This window comes from Oceanobacillus sp. GQ8 (assembly GCF_059758495.1).
In genome coordinates this window covers 307,020-331,315 of sequence record NZ_JCAXEV010000001.1, presented here as the reverse complement: position 1 = coordinate 331,315, position 24,296 = coordinate 307,020, and the positions used below count along the sequence as shown (strand labels likewise).

Genomic DNA, 24,296 nt, shown 5'->3' with positions numbered 1-24,296 from the left:
AGTTATTGGTCAACAAATTATTTACATTCTGTTAAAGTTTTGCATAAAAACTTTAATAGTCGGAAGTCCCAGTATTACCGTTAATGATATCAATCCCAGCGCTTGCGCCTATTCTAGTTGCACCAGCGTCTATCATCGCCTCCGTGGAAGCTAGGTCTCTAACACCTCCGGAAGCTTTTACACCCATATCTGGGCCAACCGTTTCGCGCATAAGTTTAATGTCCTCTACTGAGGCTCCACCCCCAGAAAAACCAGTGGATGTTTTAACAAAATCAGCTCCGGCCTCTTTTGCAAGCTTACATGCGCGTACTTTTTCTTCGTCAGTTAGCAAGGATGTTTCAATAATAACCTTCGTTAACGCTTTTCCTTTAGCTTCTTCAACAACTGCTTGAATATCTGTTTTTACCAGATCATCATGTTTAGCTTTTAGTTCACCAACATTGATTACCATATCTACCTCTGTTGCCCCATCGCTAACAGCTTGTTTTGTTTCAAATACTTTTGTCTGTGTGGAGTTAGCACCAAGTGGGAAGCCAATTACAGTACACACCTTTACATCCGTGTCTTTTAAATGTTTATAACAAAGCGGAACCCAATATGGGTTTACGCAAACAGATGCAAAGTGGTATTCTTTTGCTTCTTCTACAATTTTTTCAATTTGTTCTTGTGTTGTAGCTGGTTTTAATAGGGTATGATCTATATAGCTTGCTAAATTTTTACTCATCGTGTCATCCTTCCTCTTTTGCAGCACGTGCTTTTCTTCCATAATATCATGTAGCATAGTAGAAATCTAATTTTATGAGAAACAACGAATAAGAAAAACCGGTCCGCAGACCGGTTTTTTATTTCGCTGCTACTGTTGGAGCATCTTCCATCACCCTAACAAAGGTTCCCGCGTTATATGGGTAGCCGGATTGGTTAATTTTTACTCGAACAAGCTTTCCTATCATATCGTGTGTTCCTTCAAAACGTACTTTAAGATAATTGTCAGTATAACCTACAAGCATTTCCGGATTGTTTTCATCATGGACTCGCTCTTCCGGTATTACTTCAAGTACCTGATTCTCAAATTCTGAAGCATATTCTTTTGCTAGCTGGTCAGATAGCTCAATGAGTTTGTGGACACGGTCATTTTTAACATCCTCTTCCACTTGGTTGTCCATTCTTGCGGCAGGTGTACCCGTTCTTCTGGAAAAAGGAAATACGTGTAACTCAGAATATCCAATTTCTTTAATAAACGCATAGGTCTCTTGGAACTCTTCATCCGTTTCACCCGGGAACCCAACAATAACATCGGATGTAATTGCAAGTCCTGGCAAGGCTTTACGTATTTTCATAACCTTCTCTTTATAAAAATCGCTAGAATATTTCCGACGCATTCTGGCAAGAACAGTATCTGAGCCTGATTGTAAGGGAATATGCAAATGACGAACGATTTTTTCGGATTGATCTAAAACTTCAATTACTTCGTCTGTAATTTGACTGGCTTCGATTGAAGAAATGCGGATACGCTTTAACCCTTCCACTTTTGTTTCCAGATCTTTAAGCAACATTGCAAAGTTATAATCTTTACGGTCTTCCCCATACCCTGCTGTGTGAATTCCTGTTAGCACAATTTCTTTGTAACCAGCATCGACTAAGTTCTGCGCCTGTTTAATTACACTTTCAGGATCTCTTGAACGAAGTAAGCCTCGAGACCAAGGAATAATACAGAAGGTGCAGAAATTATTACAACCCTCCTGAATCTTCAGTGATGCACGTGTTCTATCAGTGAATTCAGGAACATCCATTTCTTCAAAAACACGGTTTTTCATTATGTTGGTGACACCATTAATTGGTTCACGAGTCTGTTTATGTTCTTCGATGTATTTAATCATATTCTTACGGTCCTGTGTGCCGACAACAACGTCGACTCCAGGTATTTCCATGATTTCACCAGGAGAAGTTTGCGCATAACACCCCGTTACACAAACAATGGCTTCCGGATTTTTCCGAATTGCACGTCTGATTATCTGTCTGCTTTTTTTGTCTCCTGTATTGGTTACAGTACAAGTATTAATTACATAAACATCAGAGTCATGGTCGAAATCCACTCGCTCATAGCCGTTATCCATGAACATTCGCCAAATCCCCTCTGTTTCATAATGATTCACTTTACATCCTAATGTATGAAATGCTACTGTTGGCATTCATTCCACCTCAATTCTTCAAAATGATAAGAAACACTCGCAAGCATATACAGGGCAGCTGTTTCAGTACGTAAAATACGCGGCCCTAAACGAACGGGACTAAATTCACTTTCTTTTAACTGTTCTGCTTCATCTTCCGAAATACCACCTTCAGGACCAATGAGCACTAACAATTTTTGCCCTTCTTTCATCCCCTGCAAAATCGTACTAAACGATTGGTAATTGGTTGTTTTTGCTTCTTCTTCATAGGCAAAAATTTTTACATCATATTGTTTGCTTTCGTCGATTAGCTCTGATAATGACAAAATTGTTTTTATCTCAGGGATAAGGTTTCGATGGCTTTGCTCGCTTGCTTCTTTCGCTATTTTTTCAAACCGCTCTTTTTTCTTGTGACGTTTTTTATCGTCCCACTTTACTACAGAACGTTTAGCCTGAACAGGTATAAAAGCTTTGGCACCTAGCTCGGTTCCCTTTTGAATGATAAGGTCTAATTTATCTCCTTTGGGTAAGCCTTGCGCAATGGTAACATCAACTGGTAGTTCAACAGAATTGTCTAGCCACTCTATCACGGTAGCATGAACAGCGTCTGACTCAACGGAAGCTATAATGCAGCGTGCGGCATGTCCAGCTGGGTGGCTGCAAATTATTTCATCTTCTGCTTTTAGACGGACAACCCTGTTAATATGATGGACATCATCACCGGAAATTGTTACGGATTCAGCTTGCCAATTTTCCTCAGGAACAAAGTATTGCTGCATGCCTTACACACCTACCTCCATGTTACTATTCTTATCTTCTTATATTTAACTCCATGCGGCGCTCTATGCTTTTTTTATTGTCTAGCTCCGAGCGCCAGAAACTAGGCTACTTCGTAAATCGCCTTGCCATATAGAAGACTTGCTGAATGGTGTTAACCAGAAGCTTAGTCGCACTTATGCCTGGAAGGTGAAAGTCATCTTCAGTTCGAGATTTAAGTGGGTCGACTAAAAACGGCCTTTGCGGCCAACGCCGACATACCCCTTTTGCAGGGGCAAGATTCCTTTATCTCAGTTAATTCACTCCAGTCGCTATGTTTCTTAGCGGCGCTCTATGCTTTTTTTGCTACAATGGAGACCCAGTCTTCTAGCTCATTGACTTGGATAATTGTGAAGCCTTGTTCCTCTAATTTATCTTTTACAAGTTGCTTTTTATTTTGAATTATTCCTGAAGTAATAAAGTAGCCACCTGGCTTCAAATTTCTCCAAGCGTCATCAACAAAGCGAACAATAATTTCAGCGAGTATGTTCGACACAATGACGTCAGCTTGGTCGTTCACGTGGTCAAGAAGATTATTTTGCTTTGTATGTATCTTCTCCCCTAACTTATTTAGCTTGGCATTTAATCGTGTACTCGTCACTGCTACGTCATCTAAATCAAAGGCATCTACTTTTTCTGCTCCTAACAAAGCAGCAGCAATACTCAACACACCTGAACCTGAACCAACGTCGATCACGTTATCTCCTTCTGCTAAAAATTGCTCTAAGGCTTGGATGCTTAAAACCGTAGTTGGGTGGGTACCTGTACCAAATGCCATACCTGGATCTAATTCAATGATAATCTCATCACTTGATACAGGTTCATATTCCTCCCAAGTTGGTGTAATTGTAATTCTTTTTGAGATCTTAACAGGCTTGTAATACTTTTTCCAAGCAGTAGCCCACTCTTCCTCATTTACTTCACTTAGAGAGATTTGGTTCTTTCCTAGGTCAATATCATAAAGCATTAATTCATTAATTGCCTGTTTAATCTCCTCAACTGTTTCTCCAAAAAAACTATTGACTGGAAGGTATGCCTTAATATAGACCCCTTCCTCAGGATATTCAGAAGGGTCAAGTTCAAATACTTCCCCAAATGGAGTCGCATGTGCTTTCACTAAGTCCATTGGGTCTTCAATCACCAGGCCACTTGCCCCTGTTTCATGAAGAATGTTAGATATTGGCTCAATTGCTTCATTTGTTGTATGAATGCAGACCTCTGACCATTTCATTACCGCTCACCCATTTCTCTTGAGAAATTAAGAAACTTTGTTTTTGAAGCAACAGCTTTCAATCTTTCCTATTCTCATAATATGTACACGGTGCTTAACGCACCGCTATTCACTTTTAAAAGCTTTTTTAAACCGCTGAAACAGAGAACTCTCCTGCTCATCTGTAGCTTCATTCCCAGCTATATCATTAAATTCTCTTAATAATTCTTTTTGTCTCTCAGTTAATTTCGTAGGAGTAACTATTTTGACTTTAATATGTTGGTCACCTTGTCCATAACCACGAACATTTGGTGCCCCCTTCCCTTTCATGCGGAAAGTTTTTCCTGTTTGGGTTCCGGCTGGTATTTTAAGCATTACATTTCCATGAACCGTTGGAACTTCTACTTCATCCCCAAGTGCAGCCTGTGTAAAGGTTAGTGGCAGTTCACAGAAAATATGATCTCCTTCACGTTCAAAGAATTCATCTCTTCTCACTTGAACCACGACATATAAATCGCCTGGAGGTCCTCCGTTTACGCCTGCTTCTCCTTTACCAGAAACTCGAATTTGCTGTCCTTCATCTATTCCGGCTGGTATTGTAATATGGATTTTCTTATGCTTCTTGACTTTTCCATTTCCTCCACAAGTATTACACTTTTCAGGAATTATTTTACCGGTACCGTTACAGTAATTACAAACTCGTTTGTTTACAACCCTACCGAAAGGAGTGTTCTGTTCCATATTTAACTGTCCAGAACCGTTACAGTGCGAACATGTTTTTGTTTTAGTCCCAGGTTTAGCTCCAGACCCATTACATGTATCACAGTTTTCTTCTTTAGGAATTGTAATATCTGTTTCCTTGCCAAATATGGCCTCTTTAAAATCGAGGACCATGGTATATTGTAAATCAGCGCCTTGTTGCGGTGCATTGGGGTCTCTTCGTCTACCCCCGCCGCCGAAGAACATATCAAAGATATCTCCGAACCCACCAAAGTCTTGTGCTCCACCGCCAAATCCTCCAAACCCCTGTCCTTGAGGATCTGCATGACCAAATTGATCATATTGAGCACGTTTCTGCTCATTACTGAGCACCTCATAAGCTTCTTTTGCTTCTTTAAATTTTTCTGATGCATCTGCTTCTTTATTGACGTCTGGATGATATTTTCTTGCCAATTTACGATAAGCTTTCTTTATTTCTTCTTTTGGAGCCTCTTTACTTACCCCAAGAACGTCATAATAATCTCGCTTACTCAACTCCATCACTCTCCCGACACACACTATTGCATAAATTTTATCATATCATCAAGTTAACTCGCATGGCAAATCGGTTTTGGCTTTCTGAAAGAACCGCATTTACTCACAAAATGAATCTGAACACTTGAAATAACAAAAACCTATATAGGTGATATTTTTACTCTCTCAATGTGTAAAAAAGTCAAAGCCAAGAGAATCCTGACTTTGACTTTGGATTACAGGGTAAGATCTCTCTCCCACTATATTTTTATTATAGCGAGATATCCTGCATTATTTATTTTCTTTACTTTCTTCATCATCTACTTCTTGATAGTCAGCATCTACTACATCATCGCCGCTGTTTTCTTGGCCTTCTTGACCTTGTTGAGCTTCTGCATCTTTTTGCATTTGCTCATACATCTTAACAGATAGCTGTTGAACTTGTTCCTGCAATGCTTCTTTTTTCTCTTTAATTTGATCAAGATCATCAGATTCTAATGCAGTTTTTAATTCTTCTTTTGCAGCTTCTGCTTTTTGTTTTTCTTCTTCAGATACATTGTCTCCAAGATCTTTAATTGTTTTATCAGTAATGAAGACAAGCTGGTCTGCTTCATTACGCAACTCTACTTCTTCACGGCGTTTTTTGTCAGCTTCAGCATTTTCTTCTGCTTCTTGAACCATTTTTTCTACTTCATCGTCAGAAAGACCAGAAGAAGATTTAATGGTAATAGATTGCTCTTTATTCGTACCCATATCTTTAGCACGTACATTAACAATACCATTAGCATCAATATCGAAGGATACTTCGATTTGAGGTACTCCTCTTGGTGCTGGTGGAATATCTGTTAGTTGGAAACGGCCAAGTGTTTTATTATCAGCAGCCATTTCACGTTCACCTTGCAATACATGAATATCAACAGCTGTTTGGTTGTCAGCAGCAGTAGAGAATACTTGTGAATGACTTGTTGGAATTGTTGTATTACGCTCGATTAATTTTGTAAAGACAGATCCCATTGTTTCAATACCAAGAGATAGTGGTGTTACATCAAGTAAAACAACATCTTTCACATCACCTTGAAGTACGCCACCTTGAATTGCTGCACCTAATGCTACAACTTCATCAGGGTTAACTCCTTTTGAAGGATCCTGACCGATTTCTCGTTTGATTGCCTCTTGTACTGCTGGGATACGTGTAGAACCACCAACAAGGATAACTTTATCAATCTCATTTGATGAAAGATCTGCATCTTGCAATGCTTTTCTTGTAGGTACCATTGTACGCTCAACTAATTCTGAAGAAAGCTCTTCAAATTTAGCACGCGTCATGTTCATTTCTAAATGAAGTGGACCTGCTTCACCAGCTGTAATAAACGGTAGTGAAATTTGTGTTTGAGACACACCAGAAAGATCTTTTTTCGCTTTTTCAGCTGCATCTTTAAGACGTTGTGTCGCCATTTTATCTTTGGAAAGATCAATGCCATTTTCTTTTTTGAATTCTTGAACCATGTAATCAATTATTACATTATCAAAGTCATCCCCACCAAGTCTGTTATCACCTGCAGTTGAAACAACCTCAAATGTACCATCACCAATATCAAGAATGGATACATCAAACGTACCGCCACCAAGGTCGTAAACTAGGATAGTTTGATCTTGATCTTCTTTATCAATACCATATGCAAGTGCTGCAGCAGTTGGTTCATTGATAATACGCTCTACTTCTAATCCAGCAATCTTACCAGCATCTTTTGTTGCTTGACGCTCTGCATCATTAAAGTATGCAGGTACAGTAATTACAGCTTTTTCTACCTTCTCACCAATATAATCTTCTGCATAAGATTTAATATGCTGAAGAATAATTGCTGATACTTCCTGTGGTGTATATTCTTTGTCTTCAATTTTAACTTTATAATCTGTTCCCATATGACGCTTAACGGATTGAATCGTATTAGGGTTAGTGATTGCTTGACGTTTCGCAACCTCCCCTACTTGACGTTCACCATTTTTAAAAGATACAACAGATGGTGTAGTACGGTTGCCTTCCGGGTTAGGAATAACAACTGCTTCTCCACCTTCCATTACAGACACACATGAGTTAGTAGTACCTAAATCAATTCCAATAATTTTACTCATCTTCCATTTCCTCCTTAACTGCGCTTCTCTTTATTTATTCACTTTAACCATTGCTGGTCGAATAACACGATCTTTAAGCATATAACCTTTTTGTAGCTCTTCGACTACGGTATTCGCTTCTAATTCAGCATCTTCAATTTGCATTACAGCATGATGAAGATTAGGATCGAATTCCTTGCCAGTTGTTTCAATTTCTTCCACACCAGCTGACTTCAACGCATCCTTAAGTTGACGATAAACCATTGTAATTCCCTCAACTAAGCTTGCATTTTCTTCAGAACTTTCTACCTGAAGGGCTCTTTCAAAGTTATCAACCGCAGGTAACAAATCATTTACCAAGTCTTGTGATTTGTACTTGCGATCAGCTTCTTTTTCTTTTTGTGTTCTTTTCTTAAAATTATCGAATTCAGCCTGCAATCGCAAAAAGCGTCCGTATACTTCATCTTTTTCTTGCTTTAGTTTGTCCACTTCTTGTTGTAAGGGGTCCGGACTTTCTCCTGCGTTTCCAGCTTCTTCCATGATGCTTTCTTCTGAATCAATCACTTCTATATGTTCTGATTCATTATTTTCGGTTTCATTTTCATTTATAACGTTTTTATCTTCGCTTTCCACTATGTGCCACCTCCTATTAAATCATCCTGTTAAACTATACCACTTCATGTACTGTAGATAAAATGGTCTGCCTTCAACTGTTTACTCATTGTTTTTATACCACATGTACAATGCATCTGTCATTTCATTCGATACAATGTTCAGCAGCGAAATGACCTTTTTGTATTCCATTCTCATCGGACCTAGTAATGCAATCGTTCCAAGCTGCCCATCCCCTAACTGATAGGAGGAGGTAATTAAGCTGAAATCTTTAATTGCATCTACTTCGTTTTCTTTCCCGATCGAGACATTAATACCATGGTCTGTATGTTTGAGCAGGCTAATTATTTCTTCTTCTTTATCCATCATGGTAAAGAAAGAGCGGATTTTATCCACATCATTAAATTCAGGCTGTCTTAAAATATTAGATTTACCACCAATATAAAGTTTGACCGGGTGATCTGACAAAAATGCTGCTTTAAGGTAATCATAGGAACGATCAAAATCCTCTACATACATCTTCATCATAGCTGCAATTTCTGTGTTGAAAATCTCTTGCAGCTTCAAAATAGGAACATCATGCAGCCGATTATTCAAGATGTTTACCATTCTTTCCAAATCTGATGGGTTTACTTCAGCCGGAATGGAAAACGATCTGTGTTCAACATGACCTGTATTCGTAACAAGGATAGCTACAGCTGTATGTGCCGATAACGTAATCAACTGTACTTGCTTCAACTTCGTTTCGAATAATTCCGGCCCCAAAATAATGGATGTATAGTTGGTTAATTCAGACAGTACTTCGGCTGACATTTGAACAATCTGTTCAAATTCGAAAAACCCATCCTTTAACATATGGCTGATCACATTCCCCTTGTGAGTTTGCCCCGCAGGAGAAATCAAATGATCAACATAATAGCGATAGCCCTTTTCAGATGGAACTCTCCCAGAGGAAGAATGTGTCTTTTCCAGGTAGCCTTGCTCTTCTAAATCTGCCATTTCGTTGCGAATTGTTGCAGCACTAAATGGTATATGCTCTTTCTTTGAAATAGCTCTAGACCCAACAGGATGAGCTGACTCGATGAAATCATCAACAATGACTTGTAGTATTAATAACTGCCTTTCTGTTAACATGATGATCACCCCTGTTAGCACTCTCTAGCCGCGAGTGCTAATTCTAATATTAAATTATCAAATCATATTTTTTTTGTCAACGACCATGCCTCAGAAATTGAAAATCCCACATAAGAACCAACATTTTAAAAAGATTGGTTTTCTTCATTTCTTATATCGTAACCGGATCGTCAAGTAAGAAACGTTCAAATACTTCGTTTGCAAGAAGAAGACCGTCATCTGTTAGACGCACCCAGTCTTTATCTTCAGCCAACCAATCTCTACGAATAAGCTCCTCAATCGAACTACTGTAAAGATCTGCAGGGGCAATACCAAACTTATTTTGAAAAAGCTTTTTGCTTACCCCTTTCGTTCTACGAAGACCTAGGAACATTTCTTCTTCAATTCTTTCTTTCCTAGTAATAGTATCTACATGAAGAATTGGGCGGCCATCTTTCATTGCTTGCTTCGTATAAGCTGGAAGTGGTTTAATATTTCCGTATCGTTTACCTGGAAGATAGCCATATGCACCAGCCCCAAAGCCATAATAATATTCATTACCCCAGTAGGTTAAATTATGCTTACTTTCGTAGCCTGGTTTCGCAAAATTACTTATTTCGTACTGCTCAATCCCATAAGCTTTCGTCGTCTCCCTTAATAAATGGTACATGTCTACTTCTTCTTCCTGTGCTGGGCGATGAAGCTTCCCTTTTTTATGCTTCTGATAAAAAACTGTCTTAGGTTCGATTTGCAAAGCATAGGTAGACAAATGTGGAAGTCCGAAAGACATAGCTTCTTCTAAAGACCCCTTGAACTGGTCTACCGTCTGGTTCGGCAAAGCATAAATCAAATCAAGACTTATATTTGAGAAACCATGTTGTTTTAATCTGTCTACAGTTTGATAAACATCTTTAATCTTATGCAGTCGCCCCAGTTCTTCTAACTTTTGGTCATCAAACACCTGTACTCCTAGAGAGATGCGATTGACACCGTATGCTGCAAGAAGCTGTATCTTTTGTTCATCAAAATCACCTGGATTTGCTTCAATCGTATATTCTTCGCAACTTGAAACATCAAATTTTGTATCAATAATTTTTAATAGGGATGTAAGCTGCGTTAAAGTCAATGCAGTAGGGGTTCCTCCGCCGATAAAAATCGTTTTAATTTTGTTTTTCTCACCTGGTACATTCGTATTAATTTCATTTGCTAATGCCTCTATATACTCTGTAGCCAGCTTTTCATTAAAGAAAAACTTTGTGAAATCACAATAGTGACAGATCTGCTCACAGAACGGAATATGAATATAAACCGATTGAATTTCGTTTTTCAATGTAAATCCTCCAGTGTAAAAGGAAAAGGGAAACCTGCAGTCTTTAACACCCACAAGTTCTCCCTCCCTTTACGATTAATCATCATTCATTTGTAAGACGGCCATAAATGCTTCCTGTGGCACTTCAACAGAGCCTACCATCTTCATTCGTTTTTTACCCTCTTTTTGTTTCTCTAATAACTTACGTTTCCGTGATATGTCCCCACCGTAACATTTAGCTAGCACATTTTTACGCATTGCTTTAATAGTGGAACGGGCTACGATTTTATTACCAATCGCCGCTTGAACAGGGACCTCAAATTGCTGGCGTGGAATAAGTTCTTTTAATTTGTCGACAATTTGCTTTCCTCTTTCATAAGCAAAATCACGATGAACAATAAAGGAAAGCGCATCAATCGTTTCTGCATTTAGAAGAATATCCATTTTAACTAATGTAGATTCTCTATAACCAATTAACTCATAATCAAAAGATGCATACCCTTTTGTTTGAGATTTTAGTTGATCAAAGAAATCATACACTATTTCTGACAAAGGAATGTTATATACTACATTAACGCGAATATCATCTAAATATTCCATATCAATAAATTGCCCGCGCTTTTTCTGCGTTATTTCCATAACCGCGCCCACATATTCATTAGGTACCATTATCGTAGCCTTGACGAATGGCTCTCGAATTTGACTTATTTGTTGAGGGTCTGGCATTAACGATGGATTATCTATCTCCATCAAATCCCCATTCGTTTGCTCAACTTCATAGATTACACTAGGAGCAGTCGTAATTAAATCAATATTAAATTCTCTTTCAACTCGTTCCTGAATAATTTCCATATGCAATAGACCAAGAAAACCACAGCGGAAACCAAAGCCTAATGCCTGTGACGTTTCAGGTTCGTATTGTAAAGAAGAATCATTTAATTCAAGTCGTTCAAGCGCCTCTCTAAGATCATTATAGTCATTCGAATCGACAGGATAAAGACCACAGAATACCATAGGATTCAGTCTTCGGTAGCCTGGTAATGGTTCTGCAGCAGGTCTATTAGCAAGTGTAATGGTATCCCCAACTCTAGAATCCCCAACATTTTTAATGGAGGCTGTTAGGAAACCAACATCTCCTACTGTAAGTTCCTTTTTACTAATAGGCTTTGGTCCGAAAACACCTAGCTCATTCACTTCGAATGTTTTTCCGGTTGCCATCATCTGTATTTTGTCTCCAACTTTTACAGACCCTTCTTTAATACATACATAGGCAACAACCCCACGATACGGATCATACAATGAATCGAAAATCAATGCTTGAAGGGGTTTTTCAACATCTCCCGCTGGCGCAGGAACTGCTTCAGTAATCCGTTCCAAAATGTCTTCAATGCCAATATTTGATTTGGCGCTTGCTAGAATAACATCGTCTTGATCAATGCCGATAACATCTTCCAATTCCTGCTTCACCCGGTCTGGATCCGCACTTGGGAGGTCAATCTTATTAATGACTGGAATTATTTCAAGTTCATTATCTAACGCTAGATAAACATTCGCCAACGTCTGTGCTTCGATCCCTTGGGCTGCGTCCACTACAAGGATCGCTCCTTCGCAGGCAGCCAAACTTCTAGAAACTTCATATGTAAAATCCACATGCCCCGGGGTGTCAATTAGATGAAATATAAATTCTTCTCCACTTTTGCTTGTATATTCCAACTGAACTGCATTTAATTTAATTGTAATACCGCGTTCTCTTTCAAGGTCCATTGCGTCCAGTAACTGATCCTTCATTTCACGTTGCGTTATCGCTTTGGTATTTTCCAAAATCCGATCAGCCAACGTAGATTTACCGTGGTCAATATGGGCGATAATTGAAAAGTTACGGACATTTCTCTGTTTTTTTGCCATTATTGGTGTTCACTCCTACACGCCTTTTATCTTAAATTAGATAAAAGTTCCAAATTTATCGCTGTAATTTATCCCGGTGCAACCGTCCGTAAGACTCCCACTTCAAAACATGAGGTGAAACCGTAAGTTTTTAGTGGGAGTAAACGGACGCTAACACCCCGATTCGCTCAACTAACAATCAGTGGGGGAAGAATGAAACCCCACTGATTGAAGTTTCACTTTATATAAGGATTATGAATCCCCTTTTAGTTCACTATCAAATAATAATCTATAACTCGGATGGAGCAACCTCTTAAAAGCTCCACTTCTAACAACGATAAGGGCTAGCATTGATTATAGCAATAGCCTGTCTTATATTCAAGAAATATCGAAATAGGAACAAAGCATCATCACCTTTACTTGTAAAATGGAGAAAGAAAGTCTCTGACTGAAATCTATAACAAATCTTCTTTGCTAAGTGAGAAAGTCTCGCTAGTATTGAACGGAAGCAAGTGTTAAACGCATCCTCTTACAAACAAAAAAAGCAAAGATGTTGTAAGCATCCTTGCTCCCCCCTAAAAAAAGATCTGTGATATTTGGTACATAATCTGTACAATTGCTTCATAAAAGCCTTTGACACCGGCCTCCATTATGGAAGCCGTCTTTTGGGTGAGATTTGTTGGTTCTTCCATTTGGAGAGAGGTAGCAGAATTGTCAGGTGACTCTTCTGTCTCTTTCTCTTTCTCATTCCCCGAAACAGGTAGCTCTTCCTTAGCTTCATCATGCTGTTCTGCTTTCGGTTCTTCAAGGATTATTGCTTCGTCCTTATTCAGGCCATATAGCATCCCCGTAAGGAAAAAGACAGCGAGCAATAACAAGACAACGATTGAACGTAACATCGATTACTCTCCCTCCGCATCGGCATCAACTTTTTCTGCATCCCAATAAAATTCACTAAACACATCGGCAATTGCATCGGCTGATCGGTAAAGCTCATCCATATTATTTCCCACTCCACCAACCTCCACTAACAATGCATTTTCCGTAAGATCTTGATTATATATACCATTCACACCAGCGCCAGCTTTTGTAATTACCCCACGGCTTAGACCAGGGTACTTTTTCTCTATTAGATCGTGAAGTGCCCTAGCGACTTTTAGATTCTTTTTATAATTTGGGTGCTCTAATCCAACTACAAACATAATTCGGGCATAATTCTCTCCATTTAGCTTTTTGGTTGTTTTTTCCCTTCCTATCGAATCACGATGCAAATCAAAGACGTACTGGATCTCTTTATTTGTTGCCAGCGCCTCTGCTGCCACTTCCCGAGAAGCATCGTATGACTTTCCAAATCCCCAGCCTTTGCCATTCAGTATACTCATAATGTCACTATCATCTACACTTGTTCCAATACCGTTTTTCTCTAATGATTCCGCAAGACGATCACTCACCATCGTTATGTTAACTTCTTTGTGACTTGCCTGATTTGGATCTGTAACACCAGGAAGGTGCGGCAAAAAGGACTCTCTGTTGTGCGTGTTATATATATAAACGACATCTCGATCACCTGTGGTAGGCGTATCTTCTGTTTCCTCGTTTTTCTCCTTCTCCACTTCTTCGTCTTCTTCAGTTTCTTTGACTACTGCATCACGATCTTTTAGAACATCCTCTAAAGGAGGAGAGGATTCCATTGGTAAATTTGTATAGTTAGTGCCTTCCCCAGCGATTAGAATACGACTGTCGAACTCCGAAAATCCAGGTAGTTCATTGCCAAGGAGGCTTCTTGGATCATTTGGTTTTACACTAGTTGCAACTTGCAATAATGCTGAAGATATTTTTGGCATCCTTTTATCATCTGGATACGCTTCTCTATAGACTCTATTTTCCATTCCAAGTAGATAGAGGAAGGTAGAGCTATCGATATCACTGGTCAAATTGGTAATGACTTCTGATGATAGTCGGTAAGCTGGCTTTATGGTGGTAAGTATCCCGATACCAATAAATAATACGATGATACCGAGCAAGTATAGCCCACCTCTTTTATATAAAGTCTGTATCCCTCTATTTCTCCGCAGCATACATCTAACCTCCCGAAATCCGACTCTATAGTTCACTCTATGAGCGGTGTTTCGGAAGTAGAACTAATTCTTTTAGAATGCAATAACTTTAATAGAGAGTCATTTCCCTATCTCGAATAGGAAGCGAAATTGTCGACATTGACCTTTTCATGAAGTGCTGCATTAACGCCATTAGAAATTACACTTGCCATATCAATCATAAATCCATCTACTTCTTTAGGTGTTACCATTAGATTATGACCAATCGGTGTCAGCACTTCTGTAATTAATTTCCGCTTTTCTTCATCAGATAATGTGCCGACAATACCAAGAAAGGTTTGCCTTTGTTCATCATTTGGAAGGTCTTCTTCTGAAAATTTTTTGGTACCAAAATTCATGCTAGCTGGCGCGAGCGCTTTAGAAGGTCTGTCTTTCTCGTTCCATTCCCTGCCAAAATGCTTTAAAATATAATCGATTGTATCACTAGTAATAGTTACGGCATCTACTACTGTTGGAACACCTATGGCCATTACCGGAACACCGAGCGTATCTTTACTTAGTTCTTTCCTTTTGTTCCCCACTCCTGAACCTGGATGAATCCCGGTATCAGATATCTGTATTGTCTCATTTACTCTTTCAATAGAGCGTGAAGCTAATGCATCAATTGCTAAAACAAAGTCCGGTTTTAATTTCTCCACAATCCCAAAGATGATATCACTCGTTTCTATACCTGTTACACCCATCACTCCTGGTGTAACTGCAGCAACAGGGCGATACCCTTCTGAGACTGTTTCCTGCTGAAGCTTAAACAAGTGACTCGTCACTAGTATTTTTTCAACTGTCATCGGTCCTAGTGCATCTGGGGTAACATTCCAATTACCTAACCCTACAATTAAACCAGTACTGTCTGGCCCTATATTATTTTTAGCAATTAGTTCTTCTAACTCCTTCGCCAAAATTTTAGCTGCTGCTTCCTGCCTGGCTGTATCCTGTTTTTTTACACCATCAGCATAAATTGTAATGTATGAACCAGGTTTCTTTCCAAGCATTTTGGCGCCCTCTTCGTCTATATCAACATAGGATATCTTTATGTTGTCTTGCTCTCTCTCTTTAATAGTCACCCCTGTTAGCTTTCTTTCATCAGATTGATCCTTTTCCACGTACATATCCTTTGCTTCAATGGCAAGGTCTGTACGGACTTGAAATACGTTATCTTGTTGCTCCTTCATGTCTCTCATCCTTTCAGAACTCATTAGTAATTAGAATTAACAAATTCACTTAAAACATACAATTTGCTGAAGAAGACAACAAAGCTATTGAAAACAATCGGTTCCTTTGGTAAAATGTCTCTTGTCCACTAACAAAGTAATGAAGGCATTGCCTTTGCTTAAATTAGATTGGGATACATTAGAATTGGAATGTAAGTTGAAGTTCTTTTAGGAGGTGAAATAATGGCTAATATTAAATCTGCAATGAAGCGCGTAGAAACAAACAGCAAAAAACGCTTGCAAAATAACGCTCAGAAATCAGAAATGCGTTCTCAAATTAAACGTGTTGAACGTCTAGTAGAAGCAAATGATGCGGAAAACGCAAAAACTGCTTTGCAAACAACAATCAAGCATATTGACAAAGCTGTTCAAAAAGGAATTATTCATCAAAACAACGGTGATCGTCAAAAATCCCGTCTGACTAAAAAAGTTAATACAATTGGTGCTTAATAGACCAAATAAAAAACGATCCCCTAAGGATCGTTTTTTTACTTTCCAAAAACTTATTTTGTTACTTAGATCAAAATCCCCTAAGAGCCCATCATCTTATTTGCACTAAATCATAGAGCAGAAGCTCCAGAGTAAGCTCTTTTTCCATTCCGCCAACTTTCATTGCTGCATCGGCATTAGCAAGCTTGTCCATTATACGTTGCAACACATGAAGCTGAAATTTCTTCTCCCTGCTTAAGGCAATTTTAATAACATAAGGGTGTACACCAAGTTGCTTTTGCATCTGGGACTGTGTATACCCCTTCTGTTTTAACAGTTTTACTCTTAAGATGGTGCGAAACTGAAAACTAAGCAATCCAATTAGGGCAATTGGTTCTTCCTTCAATTTCTGCAAATCCTTAGAAATAGAGATTGCCTTATACAAATCTCCCTCTATTACAGCATCAACCAAACGAAGCGATGAGTTATCTGCAGTATGTGCAATTAACTGTTCTGCAATCTCCCTTGTAATAACCCCATTCTCTCCTACATATAAAGCCAACTTCGTCAATTCATTCTCTAGCATCTGTAGGTTAGTTGACAACTCTGATTCAAAAATTTCCAAAGCATCAGGAGCAATGCTGACTTTAAATTGAACAGCTAAGTCTTTAATCCATTTATTGACTTCATACTCTTTTACCGGGTTACATACTGCCACTGTTGCTTGCTTTTTAAGTAGCTTACTTACTTTCTTTCGTTCATCTATTTTTTCATATGGTGCTATCAACACAAGGACCGTGTAATCAACAGGGTTAGAAAGGTATCTTTCTAATGTACTTACCTCATGTTCAAAGGATAATTTATCAGGCTTAGCTTTTAAAAAGACTGGGTTATTTGCAAAAACTAACTTCCTACCACCAAAAAAAGGATAGGTTTCCGTATCCGTAACGACCTCTTGAATTGGTGTCTCATCTAATTCATATATCGAAAGATTTTCCTTCTCTTGGCCCAACACTTGCTTTATTAGTTCCTTTTTAAGTTTCTCGATAAAATATGTTTCCGTTCCGTAAATCATATAAACCGGAGCAACTTCTTTTTTCAAACTTTTCATGACTTCCAGATAACTCATTCCACTCACTCCACTACTATGTATACCATAATGGTACGTCTTCAAAGGTGGAATAGCAAGGAATTTTTAGAGGGAAATAAACTTCATTATTTCCCTCCGATATCTATATAAACGCTTTGCTTCAAGGCCTAGGAACTATCGGCAAAACGATATTTGTTCTCCTTTATAGAGTATCCATCAATGCCTTAAAGTATGGTTGTTAAGTCTTTCTATAATTGGAGACGTATAAATCGTCTGTAATAAATATTTAGCCATAAGTGGATTTTTTAACGTTTTTAATTTATACTAAATGGTGATATAGGAGGGGTAAAAGTGAATGATTTTGAAAAGAATGTACAATCCAAAAACAATGATGTAGTTGATTCCATTAAAGGCTTTGCTTTTTCATTTATTTTCTTCACTTTAATTTTTGCGATCGGTGTCATTATCAGCGTAGCCGGCCGTTAGACGTGAATAAAGTAATAAGTAGTCAGCAATGTGCCGTGCTGATTAACCAAGAGACTGCTCCGATACAGTCTCTTTTTTTCTTGGAGTTATAAAATGAGCATGTAGCATTCTTTAATGAAAGTAGCATCATCAGGCTAGCTTTGCTTCTTAACCTAACCCTGTGCTTTTGGTCATACATTATCCTATGGTAGAAATTTATAAAAGGTTCCTTCTTCTTGGGTAAATACAAACTGTACGGCTCCATCTTTATCTGTTCGTAAAATTGTGGCTTCAACATTCTCTAATCCAGCAATGACTTCCTCAGTTGGATGGCCATATCTATTATTCCTTCCAGCTGATATCAACGCAATTTCTGGTTCGATATGTTCTAAAAATGTATCATCCGATGATGAACTACTACCATGATGCGCAACTTTTAATACATCAATAGATAAATGGTCGTAAGAACGCATAAGCTTCTTTTCTTCCTCCCTGCCAATGTCACCTGTGAATAGCCACGATTGTCCACCAAATTCTGATAGTAGTACGATTGAATTTTCATTTGGAGATCCTTTATCATTCATTGGTGCCAGCACATGTAGCTGTTGTCCTCCCAAATTAAGTTGATCCCCCTGTTTAACACGCTGAACTGTAATATTTTTTTGATTCCATAATTCTTTTGACATCTGATCAATCTCATAATATTCACTCACTATAATTTGATCTGTCTTATACTCCTCAGCCAAATATTGGACACTGCCTGAATGATCAATATCCTTATGCGTTATTATAATGGCATCAAGCTTAGTAACCCCTCTCGATTTTAAATAGGGCTGAATGATTTGTTTATATTTCGAGTTGGTTGGTGTTCGTTCAGGAAACGATACACCAGCGCCCGCATCTATTAGAAAAACTCCTTTGCGGTATGGCAATTCAACTACATAGGCATCTCCCTGCCCAATATCAAGCATTGTAACCACTCCATACGGCGAGAAATAGGGTATAGCTACAAAATACGAAACTAAAACCATGATAGTTGAGCCGGCGACAAATGCATTTTTGTTGTCTTTGTTTTGTACATAATACATAAAAACAAAAAATAACCCGTAATAGACAGCAACAAACTCAATTGCCATCCCGTCCATTGTCCATGGATAATTAACATGCTCGTCAAAGAACGTAAGCAAAGTTAAAAGTACATTTTGCGTCATTGAAAATAACTTATCGAAGACATTGATAATCGGTAAAGGAGAAATGAGGAGAAAAAGGAACATGGAGGGAATGACCAGAACAGAGAAATACGGAACGACAAGAGTGTTGACCAAGACAGAGAGTGGTTGAAAAATGTAGAAATGATGGAACAACAATGGAAGGATCATCATTTGGGCTACAAAGCTAATCTTTAATCCTTGTTCTATCAGTGAATTTGAATTAGAAAGCCATTTTTGTGAGAGAAGTAATCCTAGCGTAACGAGGAATGAAAGTTGAAACCCAACATGGTAAACCATATAAGGATTTATTAAAACAAATAGTAGAAACACTAAACTAAGGACGTCGGTGTAACTAAAGGCTCTCTTAAATTTTCTTAAGAGGATAAAACATACTACCATCATGCTTGCACGCCAAATCGAAGGCTCTCCTCCAGCTACAACTGCATAGGCAGGAAGTAAAAATAGTATAAGCCACTGTGCTTTTTCTTTTGTAAGCAAATTGAGTTTTATTAGGGCGAAATACAAAAAAGCCACAAATAAACCAACATGTAAACCTGAAATTGCCAAAAGATGAGATAGACTCCATCTTTGAAAAAGTTCAATGGTATCTTCAGGGATTGCGGAATCATCTCCCAGTACTAAGCCCTTCATCCAGGCACTCGTATTTGAAGATACTCGTTTATCTATATAGGTGGATATATTTTCACGTAAGGTGTAAAAGCGGTGAAATAAGTCTTGGCCTGTACAGGTAACGTCATGTAAAGTGCTTAAATTGACTTGATACGTTATTTTCTTCGAAGCTAAATAGTCCCGATAGTTAAATTCCCCAGGATTCGTACTCGGATTAGGGCGTTCTGGAACCCCTTGGAATTCACAAGTAGCGTCAGACTTTAAATGAGATGAGTTTAATGTTTCTGAGACATCATTTTGGAAGTACATAACGAGGTAACGTTGATTAGTGGCGTTATCTTCAAAGGTGAATTGGATATGTGTTGGTTTCTTTTCGATCGGCCCGCTAATTTGACCAATAAAGCTTTGTTCAGGAAGCGAGGTTTCTGAGAATCCAGGTTGGGAATCTTGGATCTTTGGAGTGTAGAGGAGGAAAAAGCAAAGGAAGGCTGAAGTCAGAAGAAACGTAGCCTTTCTCAGCCTTCTTTGAAAAAATAAGTATCCGAGCCATATAATATAGCAGGCAACAAAGAGATAATTCGATGCCAGAACGGTGATAATACTAACCGTGACAGCCATCGCTACGATATGCCAGTTTCCTTTCAAGCTTAACCCCTACTAGTTGTTGCGGAAAATAAGGCGTCCGCTTTCTCTTTTAGTTTTTCAAATTCCTTATGCTCGGTACTATCCGACAACATAGCAAGCAACTCGTCAACATAGTTTTGTTTTTCCTGATAATTTAAATCTACAGCTAAGTAATCCAAGGCAACCTTTTTCACAGAAACACCAGCTTCTTTAAATAACTGAATGGCATATTCATTGTTTCGGTAATCTTCTTTATAATAGATCGTTTTAATACCTGCTTGAATTAATTGCTTAGAACATTGAAGGCATGGGAAATGAGTCACGTAGACATCCGCATCTTGCGTTGGCACCCCAAATTTAGCACATTGTAATAATGCATTTGCTTCCGCATGCACGGTTCGTACGCAATGACCATCCACTACATAACAGCCTTCATCAATACAGTGGATACTTCCGGAGACACTCCCATTATAGCCACCAGCAATAATTCGTTTATCTCTTACAATGGACGCACCTACCATCAATCTAGTACAGGTACTTCTCAATGCAAGTAGCTGACTTTGTGCCATAAAATACTGATCCCACGAAATTCTTTCCATTTTTAAGTCCCCTTTTTCAATATGCTATTAGTAGTTTACCTTTCGTTATTTCTGTTCGTCAATAAAGTGAAACTTCAATCAGCGGGGGTTTTCATTTCCCCCACTGATTTTTATTTGAACGAATCGGGGTGTTAGCGTCCGTTTATTCCCACTATAAACTTACAGTTTCACTTCATGTTTGGAAGTGAGAGTTTTACGGACGGTTGCACCGGAATAAAGTGGTTATGGCACTTGAATAGAATCTTGTAACTGTTCGATTGTTTTTTCACCAATTCCCGAAACATTAAGTAAATCTTCCAACGATTGAAAAAGTCCATTTTCTTCTCGATAAGCAATAATTGCCTCTGCTTTACTCGGCCCAATCCCACTCAGTGTCTCAATTTCTTCTTTGCTAGCCGAATTAAGATGTACCTTTTCTGAGCCTATCTCGTTATTGGACACATTTTCAATAACGTCTCCGGTTGTCGGGACAATAATACTCATCTCATCATGTACCTTTTGTGCAAGATTTACTTGAGTTTGATCAGCTTCATTTGTGAAGCCACCAGCTCTTTGGATCATATCATGGACTCGTTCCCCTGGAGTAGCTTCAAAGACACCAGGATTGTTTACCTCTCCTTTAATATCGACATAAATTGAAACATCCTCGACAAAGGCATCTTCAGTATCGTCCGGAGGATCATCCGTTTGGGAGGGGGTTACTTGATTGAGGTTTTTATCACCTGTAGTAGAATTATCTCTTGAGAGAAACAGAAACAGGATCATAACAGCAGCCGCGACAATAAAGATCCCCGCTTTTTTTACTGTTTTTAACAACGTTTTCCATCTCCTTTCATTAAAATTAGGGGATATCTTTTATATTCGATACCAACTCTCGTATTCCTTCAAACAAAAAAAGAGGAGGATAGTTTAACTATCCTTCCCTTTTTCAGCTGAAAAAAAGATTCTCTCCGCATGTTCCAAGTCAATTTCTTCATTCTCCTGGAAATCCCCGTGTACTTTTATGTTTTTAAAGCCTGTCCTCTTTAATAAATTTATATAAAAATTCGGTTTATATGTCCGTTGGTGATGATTTTCATCAAATCGTACATATGTGTCGTCCTCTTGAGACTGAAAAAAAGTCAACTCATGAAACATTTCTCCTGGCACCTCTCCTTGATGACAGAACCAAATATAGGAAGCATCTTCCAGTACATCTGCAAAGGTTTGGTTTACGTAGTTATTTTCGACTTGATGGATGGAATGCACATCAAAAATGAACAGCCCATCTTCTTTAAGGCTATCCGCCACTCCTTGAAAGACGCTTGTTAAATCATTTTCCTCAGTAATATAGTTGATTACATCACAATAGCTAATAGCTGCATCCAAATCCCCAAGGCCTTGTAAATCTTTTAGATCCTGATTTAACCACTGGACTTTAAGGCCTGCATTACTACACTTTTGTTCCGCATATGCTAGCATGTCGGAGGAATAATCAACACCTATCACCTGATAGTCCTCCATCGCAAGTCGTTTGGTTATCTCACCAGTGCCACAACCTAAATCAGCGATTTTTTGTACGGATGTTCCATATTCTTTAAAGATGTATTGCGTAAATTCAAGCCAGGCATCATACGGTGCACTCTCCATGAGGCGGTCGTATACGTTAGCCATCTGTTTATAGGCCATCTATCTAGCCCTCATGATCAAACTGAAGGCGTTCTGCGTCTCCCCAGAGTCTTTCAAGATTATAATAAACACGCTCTTCTCTATGGAACACATGACATACAACGTCACCTAAATCAACAAGTACCCATCTGGATTGTTCTAGGCCTTCAATTCGACTAACAGCTACACCTGCCTCATCCATCGCTTCTTTAATGCCTCGCGCTATTGCCTGAACCTGTCTTTCTGTGTTTGCATGGCAAATTAAAAAGTAATCTGCAACTAATGACACCTCATTCATATCAAGTGCCGTAATATCTTCTGCACGCTTGTCATCACAAGCCTTTGCTGCTAATTTTACAATTTCCTTATTTTCCATTCATTCATTACCTCCGTTTATATGACTGCTTAAATCATTGTAAGCATGGAATGTATCCGGGTAGATTTTAGCATTTTTTCTTATTAAATATTGTATTGTATTTCGAACTGCTAGCCAGCAGGCATGCTCCAAATTAGTTTTCGCCGACTCTCTAACTTCTTCTATCCCAGGAAAGCTTCTTCCTGGTTCAATATAGTCAGCCAAAAAAATAATCTTTTCTAACTTGGTCATATTGGCTCTTCCAGTTGTATGGTATTTGATAGCGCCCTTAATATCTTCGTCTTTTAGGCCACATTCCTCTTCAACCAAAATTGCTCCAATTGGTGCATGCCATAGCTCAGAATGAAAGTCCAATAAATCGTTAGGCAAGTTAAATGCTTTGATTTGCTGTTCCATTTCTTCTAAAGGACGATACTTAGCATAATCGTGTAAAATTCCTGCTAACTCCGCCTTTTCCTTTGACCCACCATAGAGATCAACTAGATAGCGCGCTGTTTCTGCTACCCGAAGTGAATGGTCAAACCTTGCCTCTGTTAGGTGAGGCTCTACAAGCTCCTTCGCCTTACTAATTTCCATATAAATAATTCTCCTTAATATACGCTTGCACACGTTCTGTGGTTAGATAAGTGATTTGTTGATTTAATTTAACCCTTTGCCTCAAATCTGTTGAAGAAATGTCAACACTAGGAATATCAACGATTATTACAGGGTAATCCGTGTCTAATGTTGATCCTGCTCTTTTAACCCCTACAAATTGTACTAAGTTAACTAACTCTTCAATTTGATACCATTTCGGCAAATATTCCACCATATCTGCGCCGATAATAAAATAGAAGTCATGATCAGGATGCATTTCCTTTAAACGCTTGATGGTATCAATTGTATAGGATTTTCCCGTCCTATCTATTTCTATTGTATTCAGCTTGAAAAAGGGATTATTACTAATTGCACAATTAACCATTTTCATACGATCTTCTGCAGTTGTACCTAGATCCGCTTTATGTGGCGGAGTAAAGGAAGGAATAAACCAAACTTCCTCTAATTCAAGTTTTTCACGCGCTTCCTCAGCAATCATCAGATGACCGAGATGCGGAGGGTCAAACGTGCCACCTAGGATACCTACTTTCTTCATATTAAACACCCCTTCTTTAGGGAAGTAAAAGCTGTTTGTTCTCTTCAGACTCGCGGTAAAGCACAATATTGTTTCCAATTATTTGAGCAATTTCCGCTCCCGTTCCCTCTGCTAGTTTTTCCGCAACAGTATGCTTATCCTCAAGGCAATTTTGTAAAATACTTACCTTAAGTAATTCCCTCTTCTCGAGTGCATCTCCTATTTGCTCTATCATGTTGTCATTTACCCCATCTTTTCCTACTTGGAAAATAGGCTTAAGCTGATTTGCTTCAGCTCGCAAAAATCGTTTCTGCTTACCTGTTAACATCGTA

24 protein-coding genes are annotated in these 24,296 nt (G+C 38.6%); 2 read left to right on the top strand and 22 right to left on the bottom strand.

The annotated features are described in order from the left end of the window. Positions 1 to 52 precede the first annotated feature (52 nt). The 13 genes from deoC to gpr all read right to left on the bottom strand — a co-directional run bounded on the left by deoC (position 53) and on the right by gpr (position 15,743). Positions 53 to 724, bottom strand: coding sequence for a deoxyribose-phosphate aldolase (gene deoC / locus AC6CHS_RS01730; protein ID WP_498233733.1), 672 nt, complete (start codon positions 722 to 724; stop codon positions 53 to 55). 118 nt (positions 725 to 842) lie between these two features. After that, a complete protein-coding gene (gene mtaB, locus AC6CHS_RS01725) occupies positions 843 to 2,189 on the bottom strand; it encodes a tRNA (N(6)-L-threonylcarbamoyladenosine(37)-C(2))-methylthiotransferase MtaB (protein WP_498233732.1) in 1,347 nt (448 codons plus the stop codon). Beyond that, on the bottom strand, positions 2,177 to 2,947 hold the full coding sequence (locus AC6CHS_RS01720; protein ID WP_036572504.1) for a 16S rRNA (uracil(1498)-N(3))-methyltransferase: 771 nt from the start codon (positions 2,945 to 2,947) through the stop codon (positions 2,177 to 2,179). The genes mtaB and AC6CHS_RS01720 overlap by 13 nt, the downstream gene beginning before the upstream one ends. A gap of 329 nt (positions 2,948 to 3,276) precedes the next feature. Beyond that, entirely contained in the window at positions 3,277 to 4,215 is a 939-nt protein-coding gene (prmA, locus tag AC6CHS_RS01715) for a 50S ribosomal protein L11 methyltransferase (protein WP_498233731.1), read from the bottom strand. A gap of 105 nt (positions 4,216 to 4,320) precedes the next feature. Then, positions 4,321 to 5,448 (bottom strand): molecular chaperone DnaJ, encoded by a 1,128-nt coding sequence (gene dnaJ / locus AC6CHS_RS01710; RefSeq protein ID WP_498233730.1) that lies wholly within the window; start codon positions 5,446 to 5,448, stop codon positions 4,321 to 4,323. A 270-nt stretch (positions 5,449 to 5,718) separates the two neighbouring features. Continuing rightward, positions 5,719 to 7,560 (bottom strand): molecular chaperone DnaK, encoded by a 1,842-nt coding sequence (dnaK, locus tag AC6CHS_RS01705; protein ID WP_498233729.1) that lies wholly within the window; start codon positions 7,558 to 7,560, stop codon positions 5,719 to 5,721. A gap of 30 nt (positions 7,561 to 7,590) precedes the next feature. Beyond that, positions 7,591 to 8,172, bottom strand: coding sequence for a nucleotide exchange factor GrpE (gene grpE / locus AC6CHS_RS01700; protein ID WP_498233728.1), 582 nt, complete (start codon positions 8,170 to 8,172; stop codon positions 7,591 to 7,593). 81 nt (positions 8,173 to 8,253) lie between these two features. Continuing rightward, positions 8,254 to 9,285 (bottom strand): heat-inducible transcriptional repressor HrcA, encoded by a 1,032-nt coding sequence (gene hrcA / locus AC6CHS_RS01695; protein WP_036572495.1) that lies wholly within the window; start codon positions 9,283 to 9,285, stop codon positions 8,254 to 8,256. Between the two features lie 151 nt (positions 9,286 to 9,436). Then, entirely contained in the window at positions 9,437 to 10,594 is a 1,158-nt protein-coding gene (gene hemW / locus AC6CHS_RS01690) for a radical SAM family heme chaperone HemW (RefSeq protein WP_498233727.1), read from the bottom strand. Positions 10,595 to 10,669: 75 nt separating this feature from the next. Continuing rightward, on the bottom strand, positions 10,670 to 12,478 hold the full coding sequence (gene lepA, locus AC6CHS_RS01685) for a translation elongation factor 4 (RefSeq protein ID WP_498233726.1): 1,809 nt from the start codon (positions 12,476 to 12,478) through the stop codon (positions 10,670 to 10,672). A 554-nt stretch (positions 12,479 to 13,032) separates the two neighbouring features. Then, positions 13,033 to 13,356: a hypothetical protein gene (locus AC6CHS_RS01680; RefSeq protein ID WP_498233725.1), complete on the bottom strand. Its 324-nt coding sequence runs from the start codon at positions 13,354 to 13,356 to the stop codon at positions 13,033 to 13,035. Positions 13,357 to 13,359: 3 nt separating this feature from the next. Then, complete coding sequence (gene spoIIP / locus AC6CHS_RS01675; protein ID WP_498233724.1) at positions 13,360 to 14,535, bottom strand: stage II sporulation protein P; 1,176 nt, start codon at positions 14,533 to 14,535, stop codon at positions 13,360 to 13,362. Positions 14,536 to 14,642: 107 nt separating this feature from the next. Beyond that, a complete protein-coding gene (gene gpr, locus AC6CHS_RS01670; RefSeq protein ID WP_498233723.1) occupies positions 14,643 to 15,743 on the bottom strand; it encodes a GPR endopeptidase in 1,101 nt (366 codons plus the stop codon). Between the two features lie 222 nt (positions 15,744 to 15,965). On the opposite strand from gpr, the gene rpsT reads away from it, so the two are divergent. Continuing rightward, positions 15,966 to 16,232 carry a 30S ribosomal protein S20 gene (gene rpsT / locus AC6CHS_RS01665; RefSeq protein WP_379549705.1) on the top strand — a complete coding sequence of 89 codons (267 nt, stop codon included), beginning with the start codon at positions 15,966 to 15,968 and terminating at the stop codon, positions 16,230 to 16,232. A 91-nt stretch (positions 16,233 to 16,323) separates the two neighbouring features. Here rpsT and holA read toward each other — a convergent pair whose 3' ends face one another. Then, positions 16,324 to 17,340, bottom strand: coding sequence for a DNA polymerase III subunit delta (holA, locus tag AC6CHS_RS01660; protein WP_498233722.1), 1,017 nt, complete (start codon positions 17,338 to 17,340; stop codon positions 16,324 to 16,326). A gap of 312 nt (positions 17,341 to 17,652) precedes the next feature. On the opposite strand from holA, the gene AC6CHS_RS01655 reads away from it, so the two are divergent. Then, positions 17,653 to 17,787: a YqzM family protein gene (locus tag AC6CHS_RS01655; protein ID WP_036572483.1), complete on the top strand. Its 135-nt coding sequence runs from the start codon at positions 17,653 to 17,655 to the stop codon at positions 17,785 to 17,787. A gap of 182 nt (positions 17,788 to 17,969) precedes the next feature. Here AC6CHS_RS01655 and AC6CHS_RS01650 read toward each other — a convergent pair whose 3' ends face one another. From AC6CHS_RS01650 to yhbY, 8 genes are all read right to left on the bottom strand, one after another. Continuing rightward, positions 17,970 to 20,252 (bottom strand): DNA internalization-related competence protein ComEC/Rec2, encoded by a 2,283-nt coding sequence (locus tag AC6CHS_RS01650; protein WP_498233721.1) that lies wholly within the window; start codon positions 20,250 to 20,252, stop codon positions 17,970 to 17,972. Between the two features lie 2 nt (positions 20,253 to 20,254). Further along, positions 20,255 to 20,830 carry a ComE operon protein 2 gene (locus tag AC6CHS_RS01645; RefSeq protein ID WP_106896982.1) on the bottom strand — a complete coding sequence of 192 codons (576 nt, stop codon included), beginning with the start codon at positions 20,828 to 20,830 and terminating at the stop codon, positions 20,255 to 20,257. A gap of 222 nt (positions 20,831 to 21,052) precedes the next feature. Continuing rightward, positions 21,053 to 21,646, bottom strand: a complete 594-nt coding sequence (locus tag AC6CHS_RS01640) for a helix-hairpin-helix domain-containing protein (protein WP_106896983.1) — start codon at positions 21,644 to 21,646, stop codon at positions 21,053 to 21,055. Between the two features lie 93 nt (positions 21,647 to 21,739). Next, positions 21,740 to 22,498 (bottom strand): class I SAM-dependent DNA methyltransferase, encoded by a 759-nt coding sequence (locus tag AC6CHS_RS01635; RefSeq protein WP_498233720.1) that lies wholly within the window; start codon positions 22,496 to 22,498, stop codon positions 21,740 to 21,742. Positions 22,499 to 22,502: 4 nt separating this feature from the next. After that, positions 22,503 to 22,853 carry a ribosome silencing factor gene (gene rsfS, locus AC6CHS_RS01630; protein WP_036572473.1) on the bottom strand — a complete coding sequence of 117 codons (351 nt, stop codon included), beginning with the start codon at positions 22,851 to 22,853 and terminating at the stop codon, positions 22,503 to 22,505. Continuing rightward, positions 22,854 to 23,429, bottom strand: a complete 576-nt coding sequence (gene yqeK, locus AC6CHS_RS01625; RefSeq protein WP_106896985.1) for a bis(5'-nucleosyl)-tetraphosphatase (symmetrical) YqeK — start codon at positions 23,427 to 23,429, stop codon at positions 22,854 to 22,856. Further along, positions 23,419 to 23,985, bottom strand: coding sequence for a nicotinate-nucleotide adenylyltransferase (locus tag AC6CHS_RS01620; RefSeq protein ID WP_106896986.1), 567 nt, complete (start codon positions 23,983 to 23,985; stop codon positions 23,419 to 23,421). Before AC6CHS_RS01620 ends, yqeK begins: the two co-directional genes overlap by 11 nt. Before the next feature lie 16 nt (positions 23,986 to 24,001). After that, positions 24,002 to 24,292: a ribosome assembly RNA-binding protein YhbY gene (gene yhbY / locus AC6CHS_RS01615; RefSeq protein WP_106896987.1), complete on the bottom strand. Its 291-nt coding sequence runs from the start codon at positions 24,290 to 24,292 to the stop codon at positions 24,002 to 24,004. Between the last annotated feature and the right edge of the window lie 4 nt (positions 24,293 to 24,296).